Below are 20,552 nucleotides of genomic sequence, written 5' to 3' on the forward strand. Positions count from 1 at the left end.
CAGAGGAGCACTGAGTGTCTGATCAACCGGAGAATTCGTCGGTGGACTTAACCGAAGAAAGCTTGAATTCCGCTGCCGAAGCAGCTATTGAGGCTTTTGCCACTGCTCAGACCTTGGAAGACTTGGCTGAGGCGCGTCGAGCACACCTAGGTGATTCCGCGCCGATCCCACAAGCCCGTCGCGCTTTGGGATCGATTGCAAAAGAAAAACGAAAAGAAGCAGGCCGTCTCGTTAATATGGCCAGGGGACGCGTCGAAAAGCATTTTGCTGAGGTCAAGGTTGTTCTGGAAGAAAAACGTAATGCAGAAGTACTGAAAGCTGAGCGTGTCGACGTCACGGTGCCTACCACTCGTCGACAGCTCGGTGCTTTGCATCCGATCACAGAACTCAGCGAAACCATCGCTGACATTTTTGTGGGAATGGGCTATGAAGTTGCAGAAGGTCCAGAAGTAGAAGCAGAGTACTTTAACTTTGACTCTCTGAACTTCATTCCCGATCATCCGGCACGTACGCTGCAAGACACCTTCCACGTGGGTGAGCCAGGCTCCAGCCAAGTACTGCGCACGCACACCTCGCCAGTGCAGATGCGAACGATGCTTTCCCGCGACGTTCCTGTGTACGTTGTCTGCCCGGGCAGGGTGTTCCGTACTGATGAGCTCGACGCTACCCATACGCCGGTGTTCCATCAGATTGAAGGCTTAGCTGTAGACAAAGGCCTGACGATGGCTCATCTCAAAGGCACTTTGGATCATCTGGCTAAAACTCTCTTTGGGCCAGAGACAAAAACACGCATGCGGACTAATTACTTCCCGTTCACAGAACCTTCCGCAGAGGTCGATGTGTGGTTCCCTAATAAGAAGGGTGGCGCTGGATGGATCGAATGGGGTGGCTGCGGCATGGTCAACCCGAACGTCCTCAAGGCTGCGGGAATTGACCCAGAAATCTACAACGGTTTTGCATTTGGCATGGGACTTGAAAGAACGCTTCAGTTTAGAAACGGATTGAGCGACATGCGCGACATGGTGGAAGGCGATGTGCGCTTCACCCTTCCTTTTGGTGTCCAAGCATAGAACCCGCACACTGAGAATCTTTCAAGACAACAAACAGGAGTTAGTTTTACATGCTTATCTCGCAAAACTGGGTAACAAGACTGCTAGGACATTCCAACAAGGGATGGTCCTTGACCCCGGAAGAACTAGACGCAGGTTATGTTCGTGTCGGGTTTGAAACCGAGGGCTATGAGGGAATCGCGGAGACAACTGGGCCGCTGGTACTCGGACGCGTGGAAACGATCGAGGAGCTTACAGGTTTTAAGAAGCCCATCCGCCATTGTCACGTGAACGTAGGCGACGCTAACGGGACCGGCGAACTGCAGTCCATCGTGTGTGGCGCACGTAATTTCCGCGAGGGAGACCTCGTGGTGGTTTCCCTGCCAGGTGCTGTCTTGCCTGGTAATTTCGCAATTTCTGCCCGAGAGACCTATGGGCGGATGTCCGCTGGAATGATTTGTTCGGCAGCTGAATTAGGGCTCGCAGACAAGCAGAATTCAGGAATTATTACCTTGCCGGAAGGCGTGGGGGCGCCTGGCGATGATGCTCGCGCCATTGTGGGCTTAGAAGACACTATTTTTGACGTTAACATCACGCCGGATCGTGGATATGCACTTTCTGCGCGAGGCTTGACTCGGGAACTAGCCTCTGCTTTTAACCTTGACTACGTTGACCCTGCCGCAGACCTTAGGGTTGCAGGGATTGATGTTTCTGCAGTGCCTGCAACAGCTAACGCATCGCTTTCGGTTGATCTTAAACCTGAAACAAAAGCAGTACGTTTTGGTGTACGTAAAGTAACTGGAATTGACCCCGCTGCAGAATCTCCTTTCTGGCTGCAGCGTGAGTTGATGTTGTCCGGACAGCGCCCAGTTAATCCTGCGACTGACGTGACCAACTACATCATGTTGCTCTTGGGCCAGCCAATGCATGCTTTCGACGCGGACGTGATCACCGGCGACCTCGTTGTACGCTGTGCTCACGCCGATGAGCAGCTGGAGACTCTCGACCACGTCACGCGGACGCTGTCGGAAGAAGACGTGGTTATCGCCGATGCCGCTGGAATCCAATCGCTTGCAGGCGTCATGGGCGGAAATGTTTCAGAGATCTCTGCAGAGACGACAAACGTTTACTTCGAGGCGGCCAACTGGGATCCAATTACGATTGCTCGGACCTCACGCAGGCATAAGCTAAGTTCCGAAGCTTCTCGACGCTTTGAACGCGGAGTCGACCCCACGCTAGTGGAGATAGCGCTCGATGCTGCGTGCGCGCTGTTGGTGTCGATTGCAGGCGGAACCATCGAATCGGAGCGAACCCTGATCGGGGAAGTTCCTGTTATGCCAAAGGTGCGCATGCTTGCGCTTCGTCCAGCAGCAATCGCGGGCGTTGACTATTCCCCTGAAACCGTCATTTCTCGCTTAGAGGAAATTGGCTGTGTGGTGGAACGCGAGGGCGATGAGCTTATTGTGACACCACCAACGTGGCGCCACGATATTACGATGGCAGCTGACCTGGTAGAAGAAGTTTTGCGTTTGGAGGGGTTAGAGCAGATTCCTTCCATCGTTCCCCCTGCACCCGTAGGGACCGGGCTAAGCCGTGCGCAGAAACGTCGTCGGGCAATAGGACATTCTCTGGCGTATAATGGGTACGCGGAAATTCTGCCCACGCCTTTTATCAAGAGCGACAGCTTTGATTTGTGGGAGCTTCCCTCGGATGACGCTCGTAGACGTACAGTGAAGGTGCAGAACCCACTCGACTCTGATTATGCAATCCTTGCCACCACGTTGTTGCCGTCCATGCTGGAAGCGGTTGCTCGCAACGTATCCCGCGGGCAGCACTCCGTAAGCCTTTTCGGTCTACAACAGGTCGCATTTAACCGTGGCGAGGGCGTTTCCCCAATGCTTGATGTTCGTACTCGACCAAGCGCGGATGATGTGCAGGGTCTTTTGGATTCACTTCCGTATCAGCCGCTTCACGTGGCTACGGTTGCCACTGGGCACATTGAAAATGAAGGCCCGTGGGGACAAGGACGCGATTACACGTATGCCGATGCCGTGGAGTCGGCGCGGGTAGTAGCGCGGGCAGCTGGGGTAGAACTTGAAGTCTCCAATGCGGAGTACCTTCCGTGGCACCCAGGTCGTTGTGCTGAATTGCGCGTGGGCGAGGTAGTCGTAGGTTATGCAGGTGAGCTGCATCCGCAGATTCTGGATCGCCTGGGCTTGCCACCGCGCACCTGTGCGATGGAACTCGATATCACCGCGATGCCGTTTGATAATGCTTTCCCAGCTCCGGTGTTGTCTGCCTTCCCAACCTTGCACCAAGATTTGGCGTTGGTCGTAGATGAAGACGTACCGGCGGAGTCAGTGCGAAAGGTGATTGAGGAAGCCGCAGGCGAGCTTTTGGAAAAGGTAGAGCTTTTCGATGTCTACCGCTCTGATAATCTCGGCGACAACAAAAAATCGCTGGCCTTTTCCTTGGTTTTCCGGGCGCAAGATCGCACTCTGACAGATGAAGAATGCTCCGAAGGCCGACTTGCAGCGGCTGAGGCGGCTGCACAAAAGTTTGGCGCAGCCATGCGCGCTTAATATAAACACGTAGTTTAACGCGCCACATATATCCCAAAAGCCGGGTGTGTGGCGCGTTTGTGTTTTCCAAACAGGGGTCATCGGGGTAAATATTCTCGGAATACTTACATGTTACGGAATACTATGTATATAGTGGGTCTATGACGATCACGGTAGCAGTCGCGGGTGCAAGCGGATACGCAGGCGGAGAGATTCTCCGCCTTTTGCTTAATCATCCGCGTTATGCGAGCGGAGAATTAGAAATCGGAATACTAACCGGTGCGTCCACTGCGGGGGAGCCCCTGGGCAAGCTCATGCCTCATTTACCAGAGCTTGCAGATCGGGTAGTGCAACCAACTACCCCAGAGAATCTTGCTGGTCATGACGTAGTTTTCTTGGCTCTACCACATGGACATTCCGCGAAAATAGCTAAGGAATGTGAAGACTCGTGCGTGATCATCGATTGTGCTGCAGATTTCCGCCTTCACAACCAAAGCGATTGGGATCACTATTACGGGGGAAATTATGCAGGATCGTGGCCATATGGAATCCCAGAGATGCCGGGGCATCGTGAGCACATCAGGGGCGCGCGCAAAGTAGCGGTACCAGGATGTTTTCCTACGGGAGCCACGTTGGCACTATGGCCTGCCATAAAAATGGGTCTTGTAAAGCCGGATATATCTATTGTTTCTGTCACGGGAGTCTCCGGCGGTGGGAAAAAGCCAGCTGTGGGGCTGTTAGGTGCGGAAACAATGGGATCATTGAGCGCATATAACGTTGCAGGTAGCCACCGACATACGCCGGAAATAGTCCAAAATTTGTCAGAATATTCAAGCTCGCCGGTTTCTGTCAGCTTTACTCCGATTCTGGCTCCGTTACCTCGGGGAATTCTTACCACCGCGATAGCTCCGATTGCTCCGGGAGTTTCTCACAGTGACGTCTATAACGCATACGTTAGTTCCTATGAGTCGGAGCCTTTTGTCCAGGTGCTTCCTCCCGGAATGCAGCCTCAGACCCAATCGGTTGTTGGCTCGAACATGTGTCATATTCAGGTAGCTGTGGATTCTGCGGCAGAAAAGCTCATCGTTACGTCTGCAATCGATAATCTGACAAAAGGAACAGGCGGAGCCGCAGTGCAATGCATGAATATTATTCTGGGCTGGGACGAAGCGTCAGGGCTTCCGCGTACTGGGACTGCGCCCTAGGGCGGATCTTGTGTATCGGTTCAAAGGGATAGAAGAAAAGGACGCATTATCATGAGCACTAGTGGCATCACGGCTGTGAAAGGCTTCTCTGCCGCCGCAACAACCGCAGGAATTAAGCCTTCCGGTAATAAAGACATGGCGTTGGTCGTTAACCACGGGCCAGAGTTTAGAGCCGCCGCAGTTTTTACTAGAAACAAAATTGTGGCAGCGCCTGTGAAACTGAGTAAGAGGTCGGTAAGCGATGGAACATTGAAGGCCATTGTCTTTAACTCCGGGAATGCCAACGCCTGCAACGGGGCCCAAGGCGAGCGAGATGCTCAGGCTATCGTGGATGCAGTGGCGCGGTCACTTTCGCTCAAAAGCAACGATATCGCGGCATGCTCTACGGGGTTGATAGGAGAACCTTTGCCCGTCGAGAAGCTACTAGCGGCGACTTCTGTGCTTGTCGACGGCCTAGGCGACCACGGTGAGCAAGCAGCCGAAGCAATCATGACTACGGATACCGTCAGTAAACAAGCAGTGCTCAAAGAAGCCGATTGGTCGGTAGGCGCAATGGGCAAAGGCGTAGGAATGATGGCGCCTTCGTTGGCCACGATGCTGGTATGCATTACCACGGATGCTTCGGTGTCCTCGGAAGTTGCGCAATCTGCGCTGGAAAAAGCTGCGGCAAAGACTTTTAATACCCTCGATATTGACGGTTCCACATCCACCAATGACACCGTGATACTGATGGCAAATGGTGCATCGGGTATAACTCCCAGCACGGAAGCCTTTGAGTCGGCTATACATGCAGTGTGCTCTGATATAGCTGATCAGTTGCAGTCGGATGCAGAAGGGGTAACAAAGCGGGTTCGCATTACAGTGACCGGTGCAACCAACGATGACCAAGCGCTTCACGCCGCGCGCACTCTGGGTCGGGACAATCTATTTAAATGCGCGATGTTTGGGTCAGATCCAAACTGGGGAAGGGTTCTTGCTGCTATCGGCATGGCAGAAGCTGACATGGATCCCGATAATATTTCAGTTTATTTTAATGATCAGCCAGTATGCCTGGCATCGACTGGAACGCCGCATGCCCGAGAGGTGGACTTAAGCGGGACCGATATCGATGTTCGCGTTGACTTGGGCACTGCTCATACCGGAACCGCCTTTATCCGAACAACCGATTTGTCTCATTCATACGTGGAAATCAACTCAGCTTATTCCTCCTAACAAGCAGAAGGACAAAATGAGCATCATGATCTGCGCTTGTCCCCAAACTGGAGAAAGGCATTGTCTATGACAGATATGCTTGATCATCTCACTGCACAAGACAGAGCCACAGTGCTAGCTGAGGCTTTGCCATGGTTGCAACATTTTCGCGACAAGATTGTGGTCGTGAAGTATGGCGGCAACGCGATGGTGGATGAGTCTCTCAAAGCCGCGTTTGCTGCGGACATGGTCTTCCTACGCACTGTTGGAGCAAAACCCGTCGTGGTGCACGGTGGCGGGCCACAGATTTCCTCCATGCTGAATAAACTGGGGCTAGAAGGCGAATTCAAAGGGGGCTTTAGGGTAACCACTCCTGAAATTATGGAGGTGGTGCGGATGGTGCTCTTTGGGCAAGTGGGGCGAGATCTCGTAGGTCTGATCAATTCCCACGGCCCGTATGCGGTTGGCACATCAGGCGAAGATGCGGGATTGTTTCAAGCAGAAAAACGGCTTGTAGCAGTGGGCGGACAAGCTACCGATATTGGTTTGGTAGGCGACATTACAGCTGTCAACCCCGCGAGCCTCATGGATATCATCGAGGCCGGAAGAATCCCTGTAGTATCCACGATTGCTCCCGGTGATGACGGAGAAATATACAACGTTAATGCGGACACAGCGGCAGGTGCACTTGCCTCAGCCATCGGCGCGGAACGGCTGCTTATCCTCACCAACGTAGAGGGCCTCTATACGGCGTGGCCAGATCAAGGATCTCTTGTTTCCAAAATCAGCGTAGCGGAGCTTCGTGCGATTATTCCTACCTTGCATGCAGGCATGATCCCGAAAATGGAAAGTTGCCTTAATGCTGTTATAAAGGGCGTACCTGCAGCGCATGTGATTGATGGACGCACTCCACACGCAGTTCTCCTGGAACTACTGACCTCTGGTGGCATCGGCACGATGGTGACTCAGGATGCGGCGATCCCAGAAGCAACAATTTTTAGACACGCTCAAGGAGGGAAATGATGCAGGAAGAAAATATATGTCAGGCTAAAAGCCATGCTGGACACCGTTCTGCACGAGAAAAGTGGCCCGATGTTGTGATGAACACCTATGGGACTCCAGCATTGGAACTTGTTGATGGACACGGAGCACTAGTCACTGATTCTCTGGGCAGGGAGCATATTGATCTTCTCGCTGGAATTGCCGTGAACTCCTTGGGGCATGGGCATCCTGCTATTACGGAGGCCGTAACAACACAGATCCAGAGCTTCTCCCATGTGTCTAACCTTTTTGCTTCTGCACCTGTGGTGAATGTTGCAGAAAAAATCATTCAACGGTTTAGCCAGGGCCAATCAGACCCGGATGCTATCGCTTCTGAGACACGAGTATTCTTTTGCAACTCAGGAACAGAGGCAAACGAGGCTGCTTTTAAACTTGCCCGATTGAGTGGGAGAAACCGAATTCTTGCAGCGCAGCATGGTTTCCATGGAAGAACTATGGGAGCGTTGGCGCTAACAGGACAACCAGAAAAGCAAGCTCCTTTTGGACCCTTGCCTGCTGGTGTCGAGTTCTATCCTTATGGAGACCTTGACTATCTGCGCAAACTTATCGCCATAAATCCTCACGATGTAGCTGCTATTTTTCTAGAGCCAATTCAAGGAGAAACCGGCGTAATTCCAGCACCTGAAGGATTCCTGCAAGAAGTCCGGAACTTATGCACTGACAATGGCATCCTGATGGTGGTCGATGAAGTTCAAACCGGTGTCGGACGCACCGGAGACTTCTTTGCGTTCCAACACGAGGGGGTAGTGCCGGACATAGTTACCATGGCCAAAGGATTAGGAGGGGGATTGCCTATCGGAGTGTGTGTAGCGCATGGAAAGGCAAAGGATCTATTTACTCCGGGATTGCACGGAACCACCTTCGGTGGAAACCCTGTGGCCTGTGCAGCGGCGTGCGCAGTACTGGACGTAATAAATGAGGGTTTCATCAGCGACGTCCGCGAAAAAGGAAAACTCTTCAAAAACAAGCTATCAGACTTGAAATCCGTCGATTATGTGCGCGGCCGAGGTCTTATGTTGGGGATAGTACTGAAACAGCCTGTCGCAAAAATTGCGGCGCAACGGGCAGCAGATTTTGGTGTGATTCTCAATGCTCCATCGGAATTCGTCTTAAGGATTACCCCGCCGTTAATTATCGATACTGAACACATTGTGGAAGCAGTCGGACGCATAGAGCGTCTGCTTGATTCCCTGACTGCTCCTACTGAGTGAAAGGATCTTGCACACTAATGAACACGGATACGACGATGTCCTCCTTTGATACCTTTGAAGCGGCAGGGCCTGGAAAGGCTTTAGCAAGGCATTTTTTAGCTGATGACGATCTCACTCCCTCTGAACAGTGTGAAGTATTAGAACTGGCCGCACAGCTCAAAAAGAATCCGTATTCTTTGCGTCCATTGGAAGGGCCTCAATCGGTTGCGGTCTTATTTGATAAGACATCAACGCGGACAAGATTTTCTTTTGACGCAGGAATTGCGCAACTGGGAGGAAACGCGATTGTCGTAGATAGCAACGCTTCCCAGATGGGCAAGGGGGAGACCTATCAGGATACCGGCGCAGTCCTTTCCCGGTTTACCTCGGCCATCGTATGGCGCACGTTTGCCCACACCAATCTCGTGGAGATGGCCCAGACTGCCACGGTGCCTATTATTAATGCTCTGTCTGATGATCTTCATCCCTGCCAAATCTTGGCAGACCTGCAGACCTGCGTTGAGCATCTTTGTGCAGAAGAAGGCCCCAGCGGCTTACACGGGAAAAAGGCTGTTTATCTCGGAGATGGCAGCAATAACATGGCGAACTCGTATCTCATTGGTTTTGCCACGGCAGGTGTAAATATAAGCATTATTGCTCCGACTGATTTTCAGCCTAAGGAAGAGTTTGTAGCGCGCGCGAAAAAGCGTGCTGAGCAAACCGGGGCAGTAGTCACTGTGACTGATGATCTTGATGAAGTATCAGGGGCACATATTGTGATTACGGATACCTGGGTATCGATGGGGATGGAGAAAGACGGTATTGATCGTCGAACTCCTTTTATTCCTTACCAAGTTAACGATGCCATTATGGATCGTGCTGATGAGAGCGCTATATTTCTTCATTGTCTCCCCGCATATCGGGGGAATGAAGTTGCTGCTTCTGTTATTGATGGTCCGCAGTCTGTGGTCTTTGATGAGGCGGAAAATCGTCTACATGCGCAGAAAGCACTCATGTCTTGGCTGCTGGATCACCAACCGACAGCCTAGGATAGATGCGTAAAAGCGATATAAAAGAATTCGGTACCCCGCATAACTTTAGGGGAGCGAAGAGAAAGTTGTGAGGAAGAATCCATGAGCACTAGTCCGATTACGCGAACGGTTCGGCAAGCCTTGATTCTTGATTTGCTCGAACAAAACCAAGTATCGAGCCAAATGCAATTGTCTGATCTGCTTAAAGCGAAGGGCGTAGAAATCACTCAGGGAACGCTATCCCGCGACCTGGATGAGCTCGGGGCGAAAAAGGTGCGCCCCGAGGGTGGGCGTGCGTTTTATGCGGTGGGAGCTGCAGATGAGGCGGCAGTGCCATCGACGGTAGGCACTCGGGAGAAGCTTCGCAAGATGCTTGACGACTTGCTCGTTTCCGTCGATCACTCCGGCAACATTGCTGTACTGCGTACCCCACCTGGGGGTGCTCCCTTCTTGGCCTCGTTCATCGACCGCGTGGGAATGGACGAAGTAGTTGGGACTATCGCTGGAGATGACACCGTTTTTGTTCTCGCACGCGATCCAATGACTGGTCAGGACCTTGGAGAATTTCTTAGTCAAAGACGTTCAGGGCACTAATCTGGATCGTTTTCATCCGAGTTAGTGGCAATAAAAGCGGTGTGGTGGCTTCCTAAGCCATGAGTTTTTTGGCCTCTTTCCTATGCGCGGAAAATCTCGCTTCGCAATTTATGGGGATGAGTGCATAAACTACCTCAAGAAGGATTCATATATGTAGAACATCCAAACTTATGGACGGTTTAGCGGTGCTAAACCTGCGTATTTTCCATAAAATCTGCATAATGATCAAAATTTCATCTCATATTCAATTCAGTTGAGAATTTTTAAGGAGCAAACATGACCAATCGTGTCGTCCTGGCGTACTCCGGTGGACTTGATACTTCTGTCGCTATTCCTTACCTGGCAAAAATGACGGGGGGTGAGGTCGTTGCGGTTTCGCTCGACCTGGGCCAGGGCGGCGAGGATATGGAGTCCGTGCGGCAGCGTGCACTCGACTGCGGTGCGGTTGAGTCCATCGTAATTGACGCTAAAGACGAGTTTGCTAACGATTATTGTTTGCCTACGATCAAGGCAAATGGCATGTATATGAAGCAGTATCCCTTGGTCTCTGCTATTTCACGTCCGTTGATCGTAAAGCACCTAGTAGAAGCTGCTAAAGAGCATGGTGGTACGCATGTCTCACATGGTTGTACGGGCAAGGGAAACGATCAGGTCCGATTTGAAGTTGGTTTCCGCAACCTAGCGCCGGAGCTGGAGATCATTGCTCCTGCACGCGATTATGCGTGGACGCGTGATAAAGCTATCGCATTTGCAGAAGAAATTAATCTTCCTATTGAGCAGTCAAAAAAGTCGCCCTTCTCTATTGACCAGAACGTGTGGGGCCGTGCTGTTGAGACAGGCTTCTTGGAAGATCTGTGGAATCCTCCAACAAAGGATTTGTACTCTTATACTGAAGATCCTGCGTTGGGCAACGCTCCCGATGAACTGATTATTACTTTCGAGGCCGGTGCTCCTGTGGCTATTGATGGTCGCAAAGTTACAGTTCTGCAGGCAATTGAAGAACTCAATCGTCGTGCAGGCGCACAAGGAATCGGGCGCCTGGATATGGTCGAGGATCGCCTTGTCGGTATTAAGTCTCGTGAGGTCTACGAGGCACCGGGTGCGATTGCTTTGATTACTGCTCACCAGGCTATGGAAGACGTCACTCTGGAGCGCGAGGTTGCCCGCTATAAGCGCGGCATCGATGCGCGCTGGTCCGAGGAAGTATACGACGGACTGTGGTATGCGCCGCTGAAGCGTTCGCTCGATGCTTTTGTCGACTCTACCCAGGAGCATGTCTCTGGTGACATCCGCATGGTGCTTCACGCTGGAAAGATCATTGTCAACGGACGTCGTTCCGCACACTCACTGTATGACTTCGATCTAGCAACCTATGACACCGGCGATACATTTGATCAGACTTTGGCCAAGGGGTTTGTTGAGCTGCATGGCTTGTCTTCCAAGATCTCGAACCGCCGTGACCGCGAGGTTCGCTAACGTGAATAAACACGGAACAAATGAAGGCGCGCTGTGGGGAGGAAGGTTTTCCGGTGGCCCCAGCGAGGCGATGTTTGCGCTGAGCGTGTCCACACATTTTGACTGGGTTCTTGCTCCCTATGATGTTCTAGCATCCAAAGCTCACGCCAAGGTGCTGCATTCGGCGGGGTTGCTGAGTAGCTCGGATCTAGAGATTATGCTGGCTGGCCTTGACCAGTTGGGTAGGGACGTAGCAGATGGGTCTTTTACTCCTTTGCCTAGTGATGAAGACGTCCATGGGGCGATGGAACGCGGACTCATTGACCGCGTAGGTCCTGAGGTCGGCGGGCGTTTGCGTGCAGGCCGTTCGAGGAACGACCAAGTTGCGACGCTCTTCCGTATGTGGGTCAGGGACGCGATACGAGGTATCGCTGTCGGCGTTGCCGAGCTTATCGACGCCCTCGTGCAACAAGCGAGTGCGCATCCAGCAGCGATCATGCCAGGAAAGACCCACTCCCAGGCTGCTCAGCCGGTTTTGCTGGCTCACCAGCTGCTGGCCCACGCGCAGCCGTTGCTGCGTGACGTAGACCGAATTCAGGACCTGGATAAGCGCTTAGCGGTGTCCCCATACGGTTCGGGAGCACTCGCGGGTTCGTCCTTGAAGCTTAACCCTGAGGCGATTGCGGAAGAGCTGGGGTTTGACTCCGCAGCGGACAACTCCATCGATGCGACGTCCTCTCGGGATTTTGCATCTGAGACAGCTTTCGTTTTGGCCCAGATCGCAGTCGACATGTCACGCCTTGCAGAGGAAATCATTTATTGGTGCACGCCGGAATACGGTTATGTCACGTTGTCTGATGCATGGTCGACCGGAAGCTCAATCATGCCTCAGAAGAAAAACCCTGATGTGGCGGAGCTAACTAGGGGAAAAACGGGTCGTTTGATCGGCAACCTTGCCGGACTCATGGCAACCCTTAAGGCTCAGCCTTTGGCGTACAACCGCGATCTTCAAGAGGATAAAGAACCCATTGTTGATTCGGTTGCACAGCTGAACTTGCTGCTTCCTGCAATGACGGGTCTAGTGTCTACCCTTGAATTCCACGAAGATCGCATGGCTGAACTTGCACCAGCTGGCTATACGTTAGCTACGGATCTGGCTGAGTGGATGGTTCGTGAGGGCGTGCCTTTTAGGGAAGCCCATGAGGCTTCTGGAGCATGCGTGCGTATTGCAGAACAACGCGGAGTGGGACTCGATGAGTTGACGGACGAGGAATTCGCTAGCGTCGACTCACGTTTGACCACCGCGGTTCGAGATGTGCTCACCGTAGAGGGTGCCGTCGCTTCGCGAGCGACGCGCGGAGGTACTGCTGGAGTGCAGGTAGCCAAACAGCGGGAACGCGTTGAACTAGCGTCTGCGGAGTTACGTCTTTGGGCTGAAACTCCTGTTCGCTCGTAAACCTGGTACGTCGAAAAGCCTCGATCCCTCTTTCCTTAACCTGGATAGGGGGTCGAGGCTTCGCTGTTATTGTCAGCTAAGCAGAGGGAAATATCTGGGTGTTGTACGCTAGAAAACCATGAGTATCGATCCCCAGCTGCTAGAAGTTCTCGCTTGCCCCCAAGATAAAGGGCCGTTGCGCTATCTAGAGCAGGACAATGTCTTGGTCAATGATCGCCTTGGCATTGCCTATCGAATTGAAGACAATATCCCGGTAATGCTTGAAGATGAAGCGATTACGTGGCCTCAAGGGAAAACCCAGTAGTTTTCCATTTATTTCACAATACTCACACAATCAAGGAACCTATCTACATGTCCCAGCATGGCAATATCGTTGATGAACTCCTGTGGCGCGGTTTAATTAACGATTCCACAGACATTGAAGCCCTAAGAGAAGCATGCGAACAGCCCATTACTCTTTATTGCGGCTTTGACCCCACCGGCGATTCCCTGCATGCGGGACATCTGGTTCCTATGGTTATGCTGCGTCGTTTTCAGCAGTTTGGGCATCGGCCGCTAACCCTAGCTGGCGGAGCCACGGGCATGATCGGCGACCCGCGTGAGGTGGGGGAGCGTGTCATGCTCACAGAAGACAAAGTTGCGCAGAATCTTGAGGCGATTAAAAAACAGCTTCGACGGTTTGTTTCTTTTGAATCCGGTCAGAATAACGATGCGATCATGGTGAACAACGCTGACTGGACGGCGGAGATGTCAGTGATCGAATTTTTACGCGATGTAGGAAAGAATTTTTCACTGAATACGATGCTGGATCGCGAGACAGTGAAACGTCGTCTTGCTAGCGACGGCATCTCTTACACCGAATTCTCTTATATGCTTCTGCAATCGAACGATTTTGTTCACCTGTGCAAGAAATACGATTGCATTCTTCAAATTGGTGGCGGGGATCAATGGGGCAACATTATCTCGGGTGTTGACCTGAACCGACGGGTTGACGGTACAAAAGTTCATGCTTTGACGGTTCCGTTGGTCACTGACGCTCAAGGGCAGAAGTTTGGTAAGTCTACCGGCGGCGGAAAACTATGGCTTGATCCTGAGCAGACCAGCCCTTACTCCTGGTACCAGTATTTCCTCAATGCTGGAGACACGGTCGTTATTGATTACCTCAAGTGGTTTACGTTCCTAAGCGAGTCAGAGATCGCGGAACTGGAAGTCCAGGTAGCTGAGGCTCCTCATAAGCGCGAGGCACAGCGGAGACTCGCTCGAGAAATGACAACGCTTGTCCATGGCGAAGCTGCTACTGCTGCCGTGGAATTGGCTGCTCAGGCCCTTTTTGGCAAGGCTTCGATCGAAGACCTTGATGAGCAGACACTGATCGGTGCGGTTTCTGAAACCCCAGTTGCGGAGATTGCGGCTGATGAAGCTCGAACCATCGTTGACCTGCTTGTTGCTTCGGGCCTTGCTGATTCCAAGGGAGCCGCTCGGCGCGCAGTAAAAGAGGGTGGTGCCTACGTAAATAACGTTCGCATTAGCGACGAAACCTGGGAACCAAGCAGTGAGGATCTGCTTCATGGTGCGTGGGTTGTTTTACGTAAAGGTAAAAAGAACTTTGCGGGCGTTCGGTTTAATGCATAGCAGTTAAAAGGACCGTGAGAAGAACTTCTTTCTTCTCACGGTCCTTTTGCTTATTCGGTTTCCGGTAAGCGGAATCCACCTTTTAATGCTGTTTTGTGCGTTGAAAACGGCATTGAGGACTTGATTAGTAAAACCCTCTGCGATTAGCCCGCTTTAAATATGCCTGTGAGCTGGGGATTTGTGTGTTCTGTTGAGGGTGTGTAACTTTATGCGAGTCGCCGCGGCCGAGAGGTTGCAAGATGGTGACCGGATGGTGAACAAAGAAAACGAAGAGTTTGACTTTTGTAGTTACTGTGTTTACTGTTTGTTGTACTTACGCTTGTAGCGCGCTGATGATGGTTGGTGTGTGGGGTGTGGGTGTGTTGTTTGAGAACTCAATAGTGTGCCAATGTACTTATAAATTTATTTTATGGTTGACATGGTGATAGCTACGTTTTGTAGTTAAACAATGATGCGTTATCACATGATGTTTTATGTGATGATCACGGTATACACAGTTTTGGCCGGCAAGTGTGGCTTGCTTGTAAAAATGTTGTGCCGAGGAAATAAGTTGTTTATGCGAAACATGGTGTGTGTTTCATGTCCATGACTCTTGTGTGGGTTGTGGTGTGGGATTCCATGTGAACAAACAATATTCACACGCATGTTGTGTGTGTGGGTGTTGGGTGGTTGTTGTGTTGTCTCGTCAAGGCATCGATGATCACTGTTTTTTGCTTTACTTTTTTCATTATTTTTTTGATGAATGATCAATAGGATTATTTTTTGTTGGTTGTTTGTTTTTTTGCCAGTTTTGGTTGGGCTTTTCACGAAGCCTGGTTGGTCTTTTTTGACTGATTTTTTGTGGAGAGTTTGATCCTGGCTCAGGACGAACGCTGGCGGCGTGCTTAACACATGCAAGTCGAACGGAAAGGCCCCTTCGGGGGTACTCGAGTGGCGAACGGGTGAGTAACACGTGGGTGATCTGCCTCGTACTCTGGGATAAGCCTGGGAAACTGGGTCTAATACTGGATAGGACCACACTTTAGTGTGTGTGGTGGAAAGTTTTTTCGGTACGAGATGAGCCCGCGGCCTATCAGCTTGTTGGTGGGGTAATGGCCTACCAAGGCGTCGACGGGTAGCCGGCCTGAGAGGGTGGACGGCCACATTGGGACTGAGATACGGCCCAGACTCCTACGGGAGGCAGCAGTGGGGAATATTGCACAATGGGCGCAAGCCTGATGCAGCGACGCCGCGTGAGGGATGACGGCCTTCGGGTTGTAAACCTCTTTCGACAGGGACGAAGCTTTTGTGACGGTACCTGTATAAGAAGCACCGGCTAACTACGTGCCAGCAGCCGCGGTAATACGTAGGGTGCGAGCGTTGTCCGGAATTACTGGGCGTAAAGAGCTCGTAGGTGGTTTGTCGCGTCGTCTGTGAAATTCCGGGGCTTAACTCCGGGCGTGCAGGCGATACGGGCATAACTTGAGTGCTGTAGGGGAGACTGGAATTCCTGGTGTAGCGGTGGAATGCGCAGATATCAGGAGGAACACCGATGGCGAAGGCAGGTCTCTGGGCAGTAACTGACGCTGAGGAGCGAAAGCATGGGGAGCGAACAGGATTAGATACCCTGGTAGTCCATGCCGTAAACGGTGGGCGCTAGGTGTGAGGGTCTTCCACGACTTTCGTGCCGTAGCTAACGCATTAAGCGCCCCGCCTGGGGAGTACGGCCGCAAGGCTAAAACTCAAAGGAATTGACGGGGGCCCGCACAAGCGGCGGAGCATGTGGATTAATTCGATGCAACGCGAAGAACCTTACCTGGGCTTGACATATACAAGATCGGCGTAGAGATACGTTTTCCCTTGTGGTTTGTATACAGGTGGTGCATGGTTGTCGTCAGCTCGTGTCGTGAGATGTTGGGTTAAGTCCCGCAACGAGCGCAACCCTTGTCTTATGTTGCCAGCACGTTATGGTGGGGACTCATGAGAGACTGCCGGGGTTAACTCGGAGGAAGGTGGGGATGACGTCAAATCATCATGCCCCTTATGTCCAGGGCTTCACACATGCTACAATGGTCGGTACAACGCGTTGCGAGCCTGTGAGGGTGAGCGAATCGCTGAAAGCCGGCCTCAGTTCGGATTGGGGTCTGCAACTCGACCCCATGAAGTCGGAGTCGCTAGTAATCGCAGATCAGCAACGCTGCGGTGAATACGTTCCCGGGCCTTGTACACACCGCCCGTCACGTCATGAAAGTTGGTAACACCCGAAGCCCATGGCCCAACCAGTTTTCTGGGGGGAGTGGTCGAAGGTGGGATCGGCGATTGGGACGAAGTCGTAACAAGGTAGCCGTACCGGAAGGTGCGGCTGGATCACCTCCTTTCTAAGGAGTTTTATTTTTCCAGCATTCACTGGTTGGTGTTTGTTGTTGTTTATTTGTAAATCCGGGTGGAGCAAAGTTGTGTGTGATTGTGTGCTGCTAATCAGATGGTGGCTGTGCATGGTTGTGTGATGGTGTGTTGTTGTGTTGTGTTGGTTGTAGGATTGTTTGTTTGTTGTGTTGGCATGCTGTTGGGTGTCTGGGATGATGCACTGTTGTGTTGATTCTTGTGGCTGCTTTTGTGCTGGTGATGGCCTTTGTGGGTTGTTGTTGGTGTGGGGTGGTTGTGTTGTGTGAGAACTGTATAGTGGACGCGAGTAATAATCTTTATTCTTTTTAGTTCTTGGTATTTTTTGTTTGCATATTGTGTGTGTGTTGTTTTTTAAGGGCACACGGTGGATGCCTTGGCATTATGAGCCGATGAAGGACGTGTAAGGCCGCGATAGGCCTCGGGGAGTTGCCAATAGAGCGTTGATCCGAGGGTGTCCGAATGGGGAAACCTGGCCACAGTTATGTGTGGTTACCCTTCAGTGAATTCATAGCTGTTGTGGGGGTTTACGCGGGGAAGTGAAACATCTCAGTACCCGTAGGAGAAGAAAACAATTGTGATTCCGTTAGTAGTGGCGAACGAACGTGGATGAGGCTAAACCATGTGCGTGTGATACCTGGCAGGGGTTGCGTGTGTGGTGTTGTGGGGTGTGTGCGTGAAAAAGGCTGCCATCTTTTTGCTGGTTTGTGCATGTGTTAGCGGAAGTGGTGTGGGAACGCCTGCCGTAGAAGGTGAGAGTCCTGTACGTGAAAGCATGTGTGCGCTGGTTGTGCATGTCCCCGAGTAGCAGCGGGCTCGTGGAATCTGCTGTGAATCTGCCGGGACCACCCGGTAAGCCTAAATACTTGTAATGACCGATAGCGGATTAGTACCGTGAGGGAATGGTGAAAAGTACCCCGGGAGGGGAGTGAAATAGTACCTGAAACCGTGTGCTTACAATCCGTCAGAGCCTCCTTGTGGGGTGATGGCGTGCCTTTTGAAGAATGAGCCTGCGAGTCAGCGGCATGTCGCGAGGTTAACCTTTTGGTGGGTAGCCGTAGCGAAAGCGAATCCTAACGAGGGTGTTGTTAGTGGCATGTCCTGGACCCGAAGCGGGGTGATCTACCCATGGCCAGTGTGAAGCAGAGGTAAGACTTTGTGGAGGCGCGAACCCACTTAGGTTGAAAACTGAGGGGATGAGCTGTGGGTAGGGGTGAAAGGCCAATCAAACTCCGTGATAGCTGGTTCTCCCCGAAATGCATTTAGGTGCAGCGTTGCGTGTTTCTTGCTGGAGGTAGAGCTACTGGTTGGTTGAGCGGGACTACAATCTTAGCAATGTCAGCCAAACTCCGAATGCCGGTAATGTTATAGCGTGGCAGTGAGACTGCGGGGGATAAGCTCCGTTGGTCGAGAGGGAAACAGCCCAGATCGCCGGTTAAGGCCCCTAAGCGTGTACTAAGTGGAAAAGGATGTGGGATCGCGAAGACAGCCAGGAGGTTGGCTTAGAAGCAGCCATCCTTGAAAGAGTGCGTAATAGCTCACTGGTCGAGTGGTTCTGCGCCGACAATGTAGTGGGGCTCAAGTACACCGCCGAAGCCGCGGCAGTCAACATTTTTGTTGGTTGGGTAGGGGAGCGTCGTGCATGTGGTGAAGCATTTGGGTGACCGGGTGTGGAGTGTGTGCGAGTGAGAATGCAGGCATGAGTAACGAATGAAAAGTGGAAAACTTTTCCGCCGGATGACTAAGGGTTCCTGGGTTAAGCTAATCTTCCCAGGGTGAGTCGGGACCTAAGGCGAGGCCGACAGGCGTAGTCGATGGATAACCAGTTGATATTCTGGTACCCGTGGTGATGCGACAAGTGGTGAATCAGTGGTACTAACCGCCCATTAATTGCATGTGTTCATACTTTGTGTGGGTGTGTGTGGTTGTGCGTGGGACCTTCGTTGGTAGTAGCCAAGTGATGGGGTGACGCAGTGAGGTAGCCGAGCCACTTATTGGATTGTGGTGTAAGCGTGTGGCCCGTGGCATAGGTAAATCCGTGCTGCATATAAGGGTGAGGCGTGATGCGTAGACCTTTTTGGTTGATGTTGGTGATCCTGTACTGTCGAGAAAAGCCTCTAGCGAGTGTCATTATGGCCCGTACCCTAAACCGACACAGGTAGTCAGGTAGAGAATACTAAGGCGATCGGGTGAACTGTGGTTAAGGAACTCGGCAAAATGCCCCCGTAACTTCGGGAGAAGGGGGACCATTGTTGGTGACAGACTGATGGAGCTGATGGTGGTCGCAGAGAATAGAGGGAAGCGACTGTTTATTAAAAACACAGGTCCGTGCGAAAACGTGGAAGTTGATGTATACGGACTGACGCCTGCCCGGTGCTGGAAGGTTAAGAGGACCTGTTAGATCTCTTTTGGGGGTCGAAGCGGAGAATTTAAGCCCCAGTAAACGGCGGTGGTAACTATAACCATCCTAAGGTAGCGAAATTCCTTGTCGGGTAAGTTCCGACCTGCACGAATGGCGTAACGACTTCCCTGCTGTCTCAACCACAGGCCCGGTGAAATTGCAGTACGAGTAAAGATGCTCGTTACGCGCGGCAGGACGAAAAGACCCCGGGACCTTCACTATAGCTTGGTATTGGTGTTTGGTTCGGTTTGTGTAGGATAGGTGGGAGACTGTGATACTGCGCCGCTAGGTGTGGTGGAGTCGCAAGTTGAAATACCACTCTGATCGGATTGAGCACCTTAACCTTGGCCCATGATCTGGGTTGGGGACAGTGCCTGGTGGGTAGTTTAACTGGGGCGGTTGCCTCCTAAAATGTAACGGAGGCGCCCAAAGGTTCCCTCAGCCTGGTTGGCAATCAGGTGGTGAGTGTAAGTGCACAAGGGAGCTTGACTGTGAGACTGACAGGTCGAGCAGGGACGAAAGTCGGGACTAGTGATCCGGCACCTACTTGTGGAAGTGGTGTCGCTCAACGGATAAAAGGTACCCCGGGGATAACAGGCTGATCTTCCCCAAGAGTCCATATCGACGGGATGGTTTGGCACCTCGATGTCGGCTCGTCGCATCCTGGGGCTGGAGTAGGTCCCAAGGGTTGGGCTGTTCGCCCATTAAAGCGGCACGCGAGCTGGGTTTAGAACGTCGTGAGACAGTTCGGTCTCTATCCGCCGTGCGCGTTGAAACTTGAAGAAGGCTGTCCCTAGTACGAGAGGACCGGGACGGACGTACCTCTAGTGTGCCAGTTGTCACGCCCGTGGCAGGGCTGGTTGGCTACGTACGGAAGGGATAACCGCTGAAAGCATCTAAGCGGGAAGCCTGTTTTAAGATGAGGTTTCTTTTGAGGTTCCCTCTAGACGAGGGGGTTGATAGGCCAGATCTGGAAGAGTGGTAACACTTGGAGGTGACTGGTACTAATTTACCGATAAACAACCACCTTTTGTGGTGTGTTAAATAATTGTTGTGCCTGGAGCGTTTGAAAAAGAAGAAGAGTTTTGTTGCTTGTGTTCACTGTGCAGTGTCTGACATGACACGTGTTGTGTGTTGTGTTATATAGGATGTGTTGGTGGTTATAGCGTCGGGGGTACGCCCGGTCCCTTTCCGAACCCGGAAGCTAAGCCCGATTGCGCTGATGGTACTGCACCTGGGAGGGTGTGGGAGAGTAGGTCGCCGCCAACCAAAAAATTTGATAGAAGAGTGGTTATATAGGGTGTGTGTTGTGTAGGAGGATAAAATTTCTTCTATACTACACA

At 51.9% G+C, this 20,552-nt stretch carries 12 protein-coding genes and 3 rRNA genes; all 15 read left to right on the top strand.

All coding sequences use genetic code 11. The annotated features are described in order from the left end of the window. Positions 1–14: 14 nt before the first annotated feature. Positions 15–1,070, top strand: coding sequence for a phenylalanine--tRNA ligase subunit alpha (gene pheS / locus CKV68_RS00545; RefSeq protein WP_013911382.1), 1,056 nt, complete (start codon positions 15–17; stop codon positions 1,068–1,070). 50 nt (positions 1,071–1,120) lie between these two features. Continuing rightward, positions 1,121–3,631 carry a phenylalanine--tRNA ligase subunit beta gene (pheT, locus tag CKV68_RS00550; RefSeq protein ID WP_095075393.1) on the top strand — a complete coding sequence of 837 codons (2,511 nt, stop codon included), beginning with the start codon at positions 1,121–1,123 and terminating at the stop codon, positions 3,629–3,631. 140 nt (positions 3,632–3,771) lie between these two features. After that, the gene (gene argC, locus CKV68_RS00555) at positions 3,772–4,815 is read left to right on the top strand and encodes an N-acetyl-gamma-glutamyl-phosphate reductase (protein ID WP_095075394.1); all 1,044 of its coding nucleotides are present in this window, start codon (positions 3,772–3,774) and stop codon (positions 4,813–4,815) included. A gap of 51 nt (positions 4,816–4,866) precedes the next feature. Further along, on the top strand, positions 4,867–6,027 hold the full coding sequence (gene argJ / locus CKV68_RS00560; RefSeq protein ID WP_013911385.1) for a bifunctional glutamate N-acetyltransferase/amino-acid acetyltransferase ArgJ: 1,161 nt from the start codon (positions 4,867–4,869) through the stop codon (positions 6,025–6,027). A gap of 66 nt (positions 6,028–6,093) precedes the next feature. Beyond that, a complete protein-coding gene (gene argB, locus CKV68_RS00565) occupies positions 6,094–7,029 on the top strand; it encodes an acetylglutamate kinase (protein WP_013911386.1) in 936 nt (311 codons plus the stop codon). Continuing rightward, entirely contained in the window at positions 7,029–8,279 is a 1,251-nt protein-coding gene (locus tag CKV68_RS00570) for an acetylornithine transaminase (protein ID WP_095075395.1), read from the top strand. The genes argB and CKV68_RS00570 overlap by 1 nt, the downstream gene beginning before the upstream one ends. A 35-nt stretch (positions 8,280–8,314) precedes the next feature. Continuing rightward, positions 8,315–9,307 carry an ornithine carbamoyltransferase gene (gene argF, locus CKV68_RS00575; RefSeq protein ID WP_050797044.1) on the top strand — a complete coding sequence of 331 codons (993 nt, stop codon included), beginning with the start codon at positions 8,315–8,317 and terminating at the stop codon, positions 9,305–9,307. Between the two features lie 84 nt (positions 9,308–9,391). After that, on the top strand, positions 9,392–9,883 hold the full coding sequence (locus CKV68_RS00580) for an arginine repressor (protein ID WP_013911389.1): 492 nt from the start codon (positions 9,392–9,394) through the stop codon (positions 9,881–9,883). Positions 9,884–10,159: 276 nt separating this feature from the next. Next, entirely contained in the window at positions 10,160–11,359 is a 1,200-nt protein-coding gene (locus tag CKV68_RS00585; protein WP_095075396.1) for an argininosuccinate synthase, read from the top strand. 1 nt (position 11,360) lies between these two features. Then, positions 11,361–12,794: an argininosuccinate lyase gene (argH, locus tag CKV68_RS00590; protein WP_095075397.1), complete on the top strand. Its 1,434-nt coding sequence runs from the start codon at positions 11,361–11,363 to the stop codon at positions 12,792–12,794. A 118-nt stretch (positions 12,795–12,912) separates the two neighbouring features. Next, on the top strand, positions 12,913–13,098 hold the full coding sequence (locus CKV68_RS00595) for a Trm112 family protein (protein ID WP_013911392.1): 186 nt from the start codon (positions 12,913–12,915) through the stop codon (positions 13,096–13,098). Positions 13,099–13,145: 47 nt separating this feature from the next. Continuing rightward, positions 13,146–14,426: a tyrosine--tRNA ligase gene (gene tyrS / locus CKV68_RS00600; RefSeq protein ID WP_095075398.1), complete on the top strand. Its 1,281-nt coding sequence runs from the start codon at positions 13,146–13,148 to the stop codon at positions 14,424–14,426. 837 nt (positions 14,427–15,263) lie between these two features. After that, positions 15,264–16,783: ribosomal RNA gene (locus CKV68_RS00605) — 16S ribosomal RNA — on the top strand. Between the two features lie 369 nt (positions 16,784–17,152). Next, positions 17,153–20,238: ribosomal RNA gene (locus tag CKV68_RS00610) — 23S ribosomal RNA — on the top strand. Positions 20,239–20,361: 123 nt separating this feature from the next. Further along, a 5S ribosomal RNA gene (gene rrf, locus CKV68_RS00615) occupies positions 20,362–20,478 on the top strand. The 16S, 23S and 5S rRNA genes sit together here, the layout of an rRNA operon. Positions 20,479–20,552: the final 74 nt, after the last annotated feature.

The organism is Corynebacterium ulcerans, from assembly GCF_900187135.1.
Lineage (GTDB): Bacteria > Actinomycetota > Actinomycetes > Mycobacteriales > Mycobacteriaceae > Corynebacterium > Corynebacterium ulcerans.

What these genes read in the sequence shown, in the direction of transcription:
- argC (WP_095075394.1), top strand. Translation starts at nt 3,772, where the DNA reads ATGACGATCACGGTAGCAGTCGCGGGTGCAAGCGGATACGCAGGCGGA.
- argJ (WP_013911385.1), top strand. Translation starts at nt 4,867, where the DNA reads ATGAGCACTAGTGGCATCACGGCTGTGAAAGGCTTCTCTGCCGCCGCA.
- CKV68_RS00585 (WP_095075396.1), top strand. Translation starts at nt 10,160, where the DNA reads ATGACCAATCGTGTCGTCCTGGCGTACTCCGGTGGACTTGATACTTCT.
- argF (WP_050797044.1), top strand. Translation starts at nt 8,315, where the DNA reads ATGTCCTCCTTTGATACCTTTGAAGCGGCAGGGCCTGGAAAGGCTTTA.
- CKV68_RS00570 (WP_095075395.1), top strand. Translation starts at nt 7,029, where the DNA reads ATGCAGGAAGAAAATATATGTCAGGCTAAAAGCCATGCTGGACACCGT.
- CKV68_RS00580 (WP_013911389.1), top strand. Translation starts at nt 9,392, where the DNA reads ATGAGCACTAGTCCGATTACGCGAACGGTTCGGCAAGCCTTGATTCTT.
- tyrS (WP_095075398.1), top strand. Translation starts at nt 13,146, where the DNA reads ATGTCCCAGCATGGCAATATCGTTGATGAACTCCTGTGGCGCGGTTTA.
- CKV68_RS00595 (WP_013911392.1), top strand. Translation starts at nt 12,913, where the DNA reads ATGAGTATCGATCCCCAGCTGCTAGAAGTTCTCGCTTGCCCCCAAGAT.
- pheT (WP_095075393.1), top strand. Translation starts at nt 1,121, where the DNA reads ATGCTTATCTCGCAAAACTGGGTAACAAGACTGCTAGGACATTCCAAC.
- argB (WP_013911386.1), top strand. Translation starts at nt 6,094, where the DNA reads ATGACAGATATGCTTGATCATCTCACTGCACAAGACAGAGCCACAGTG.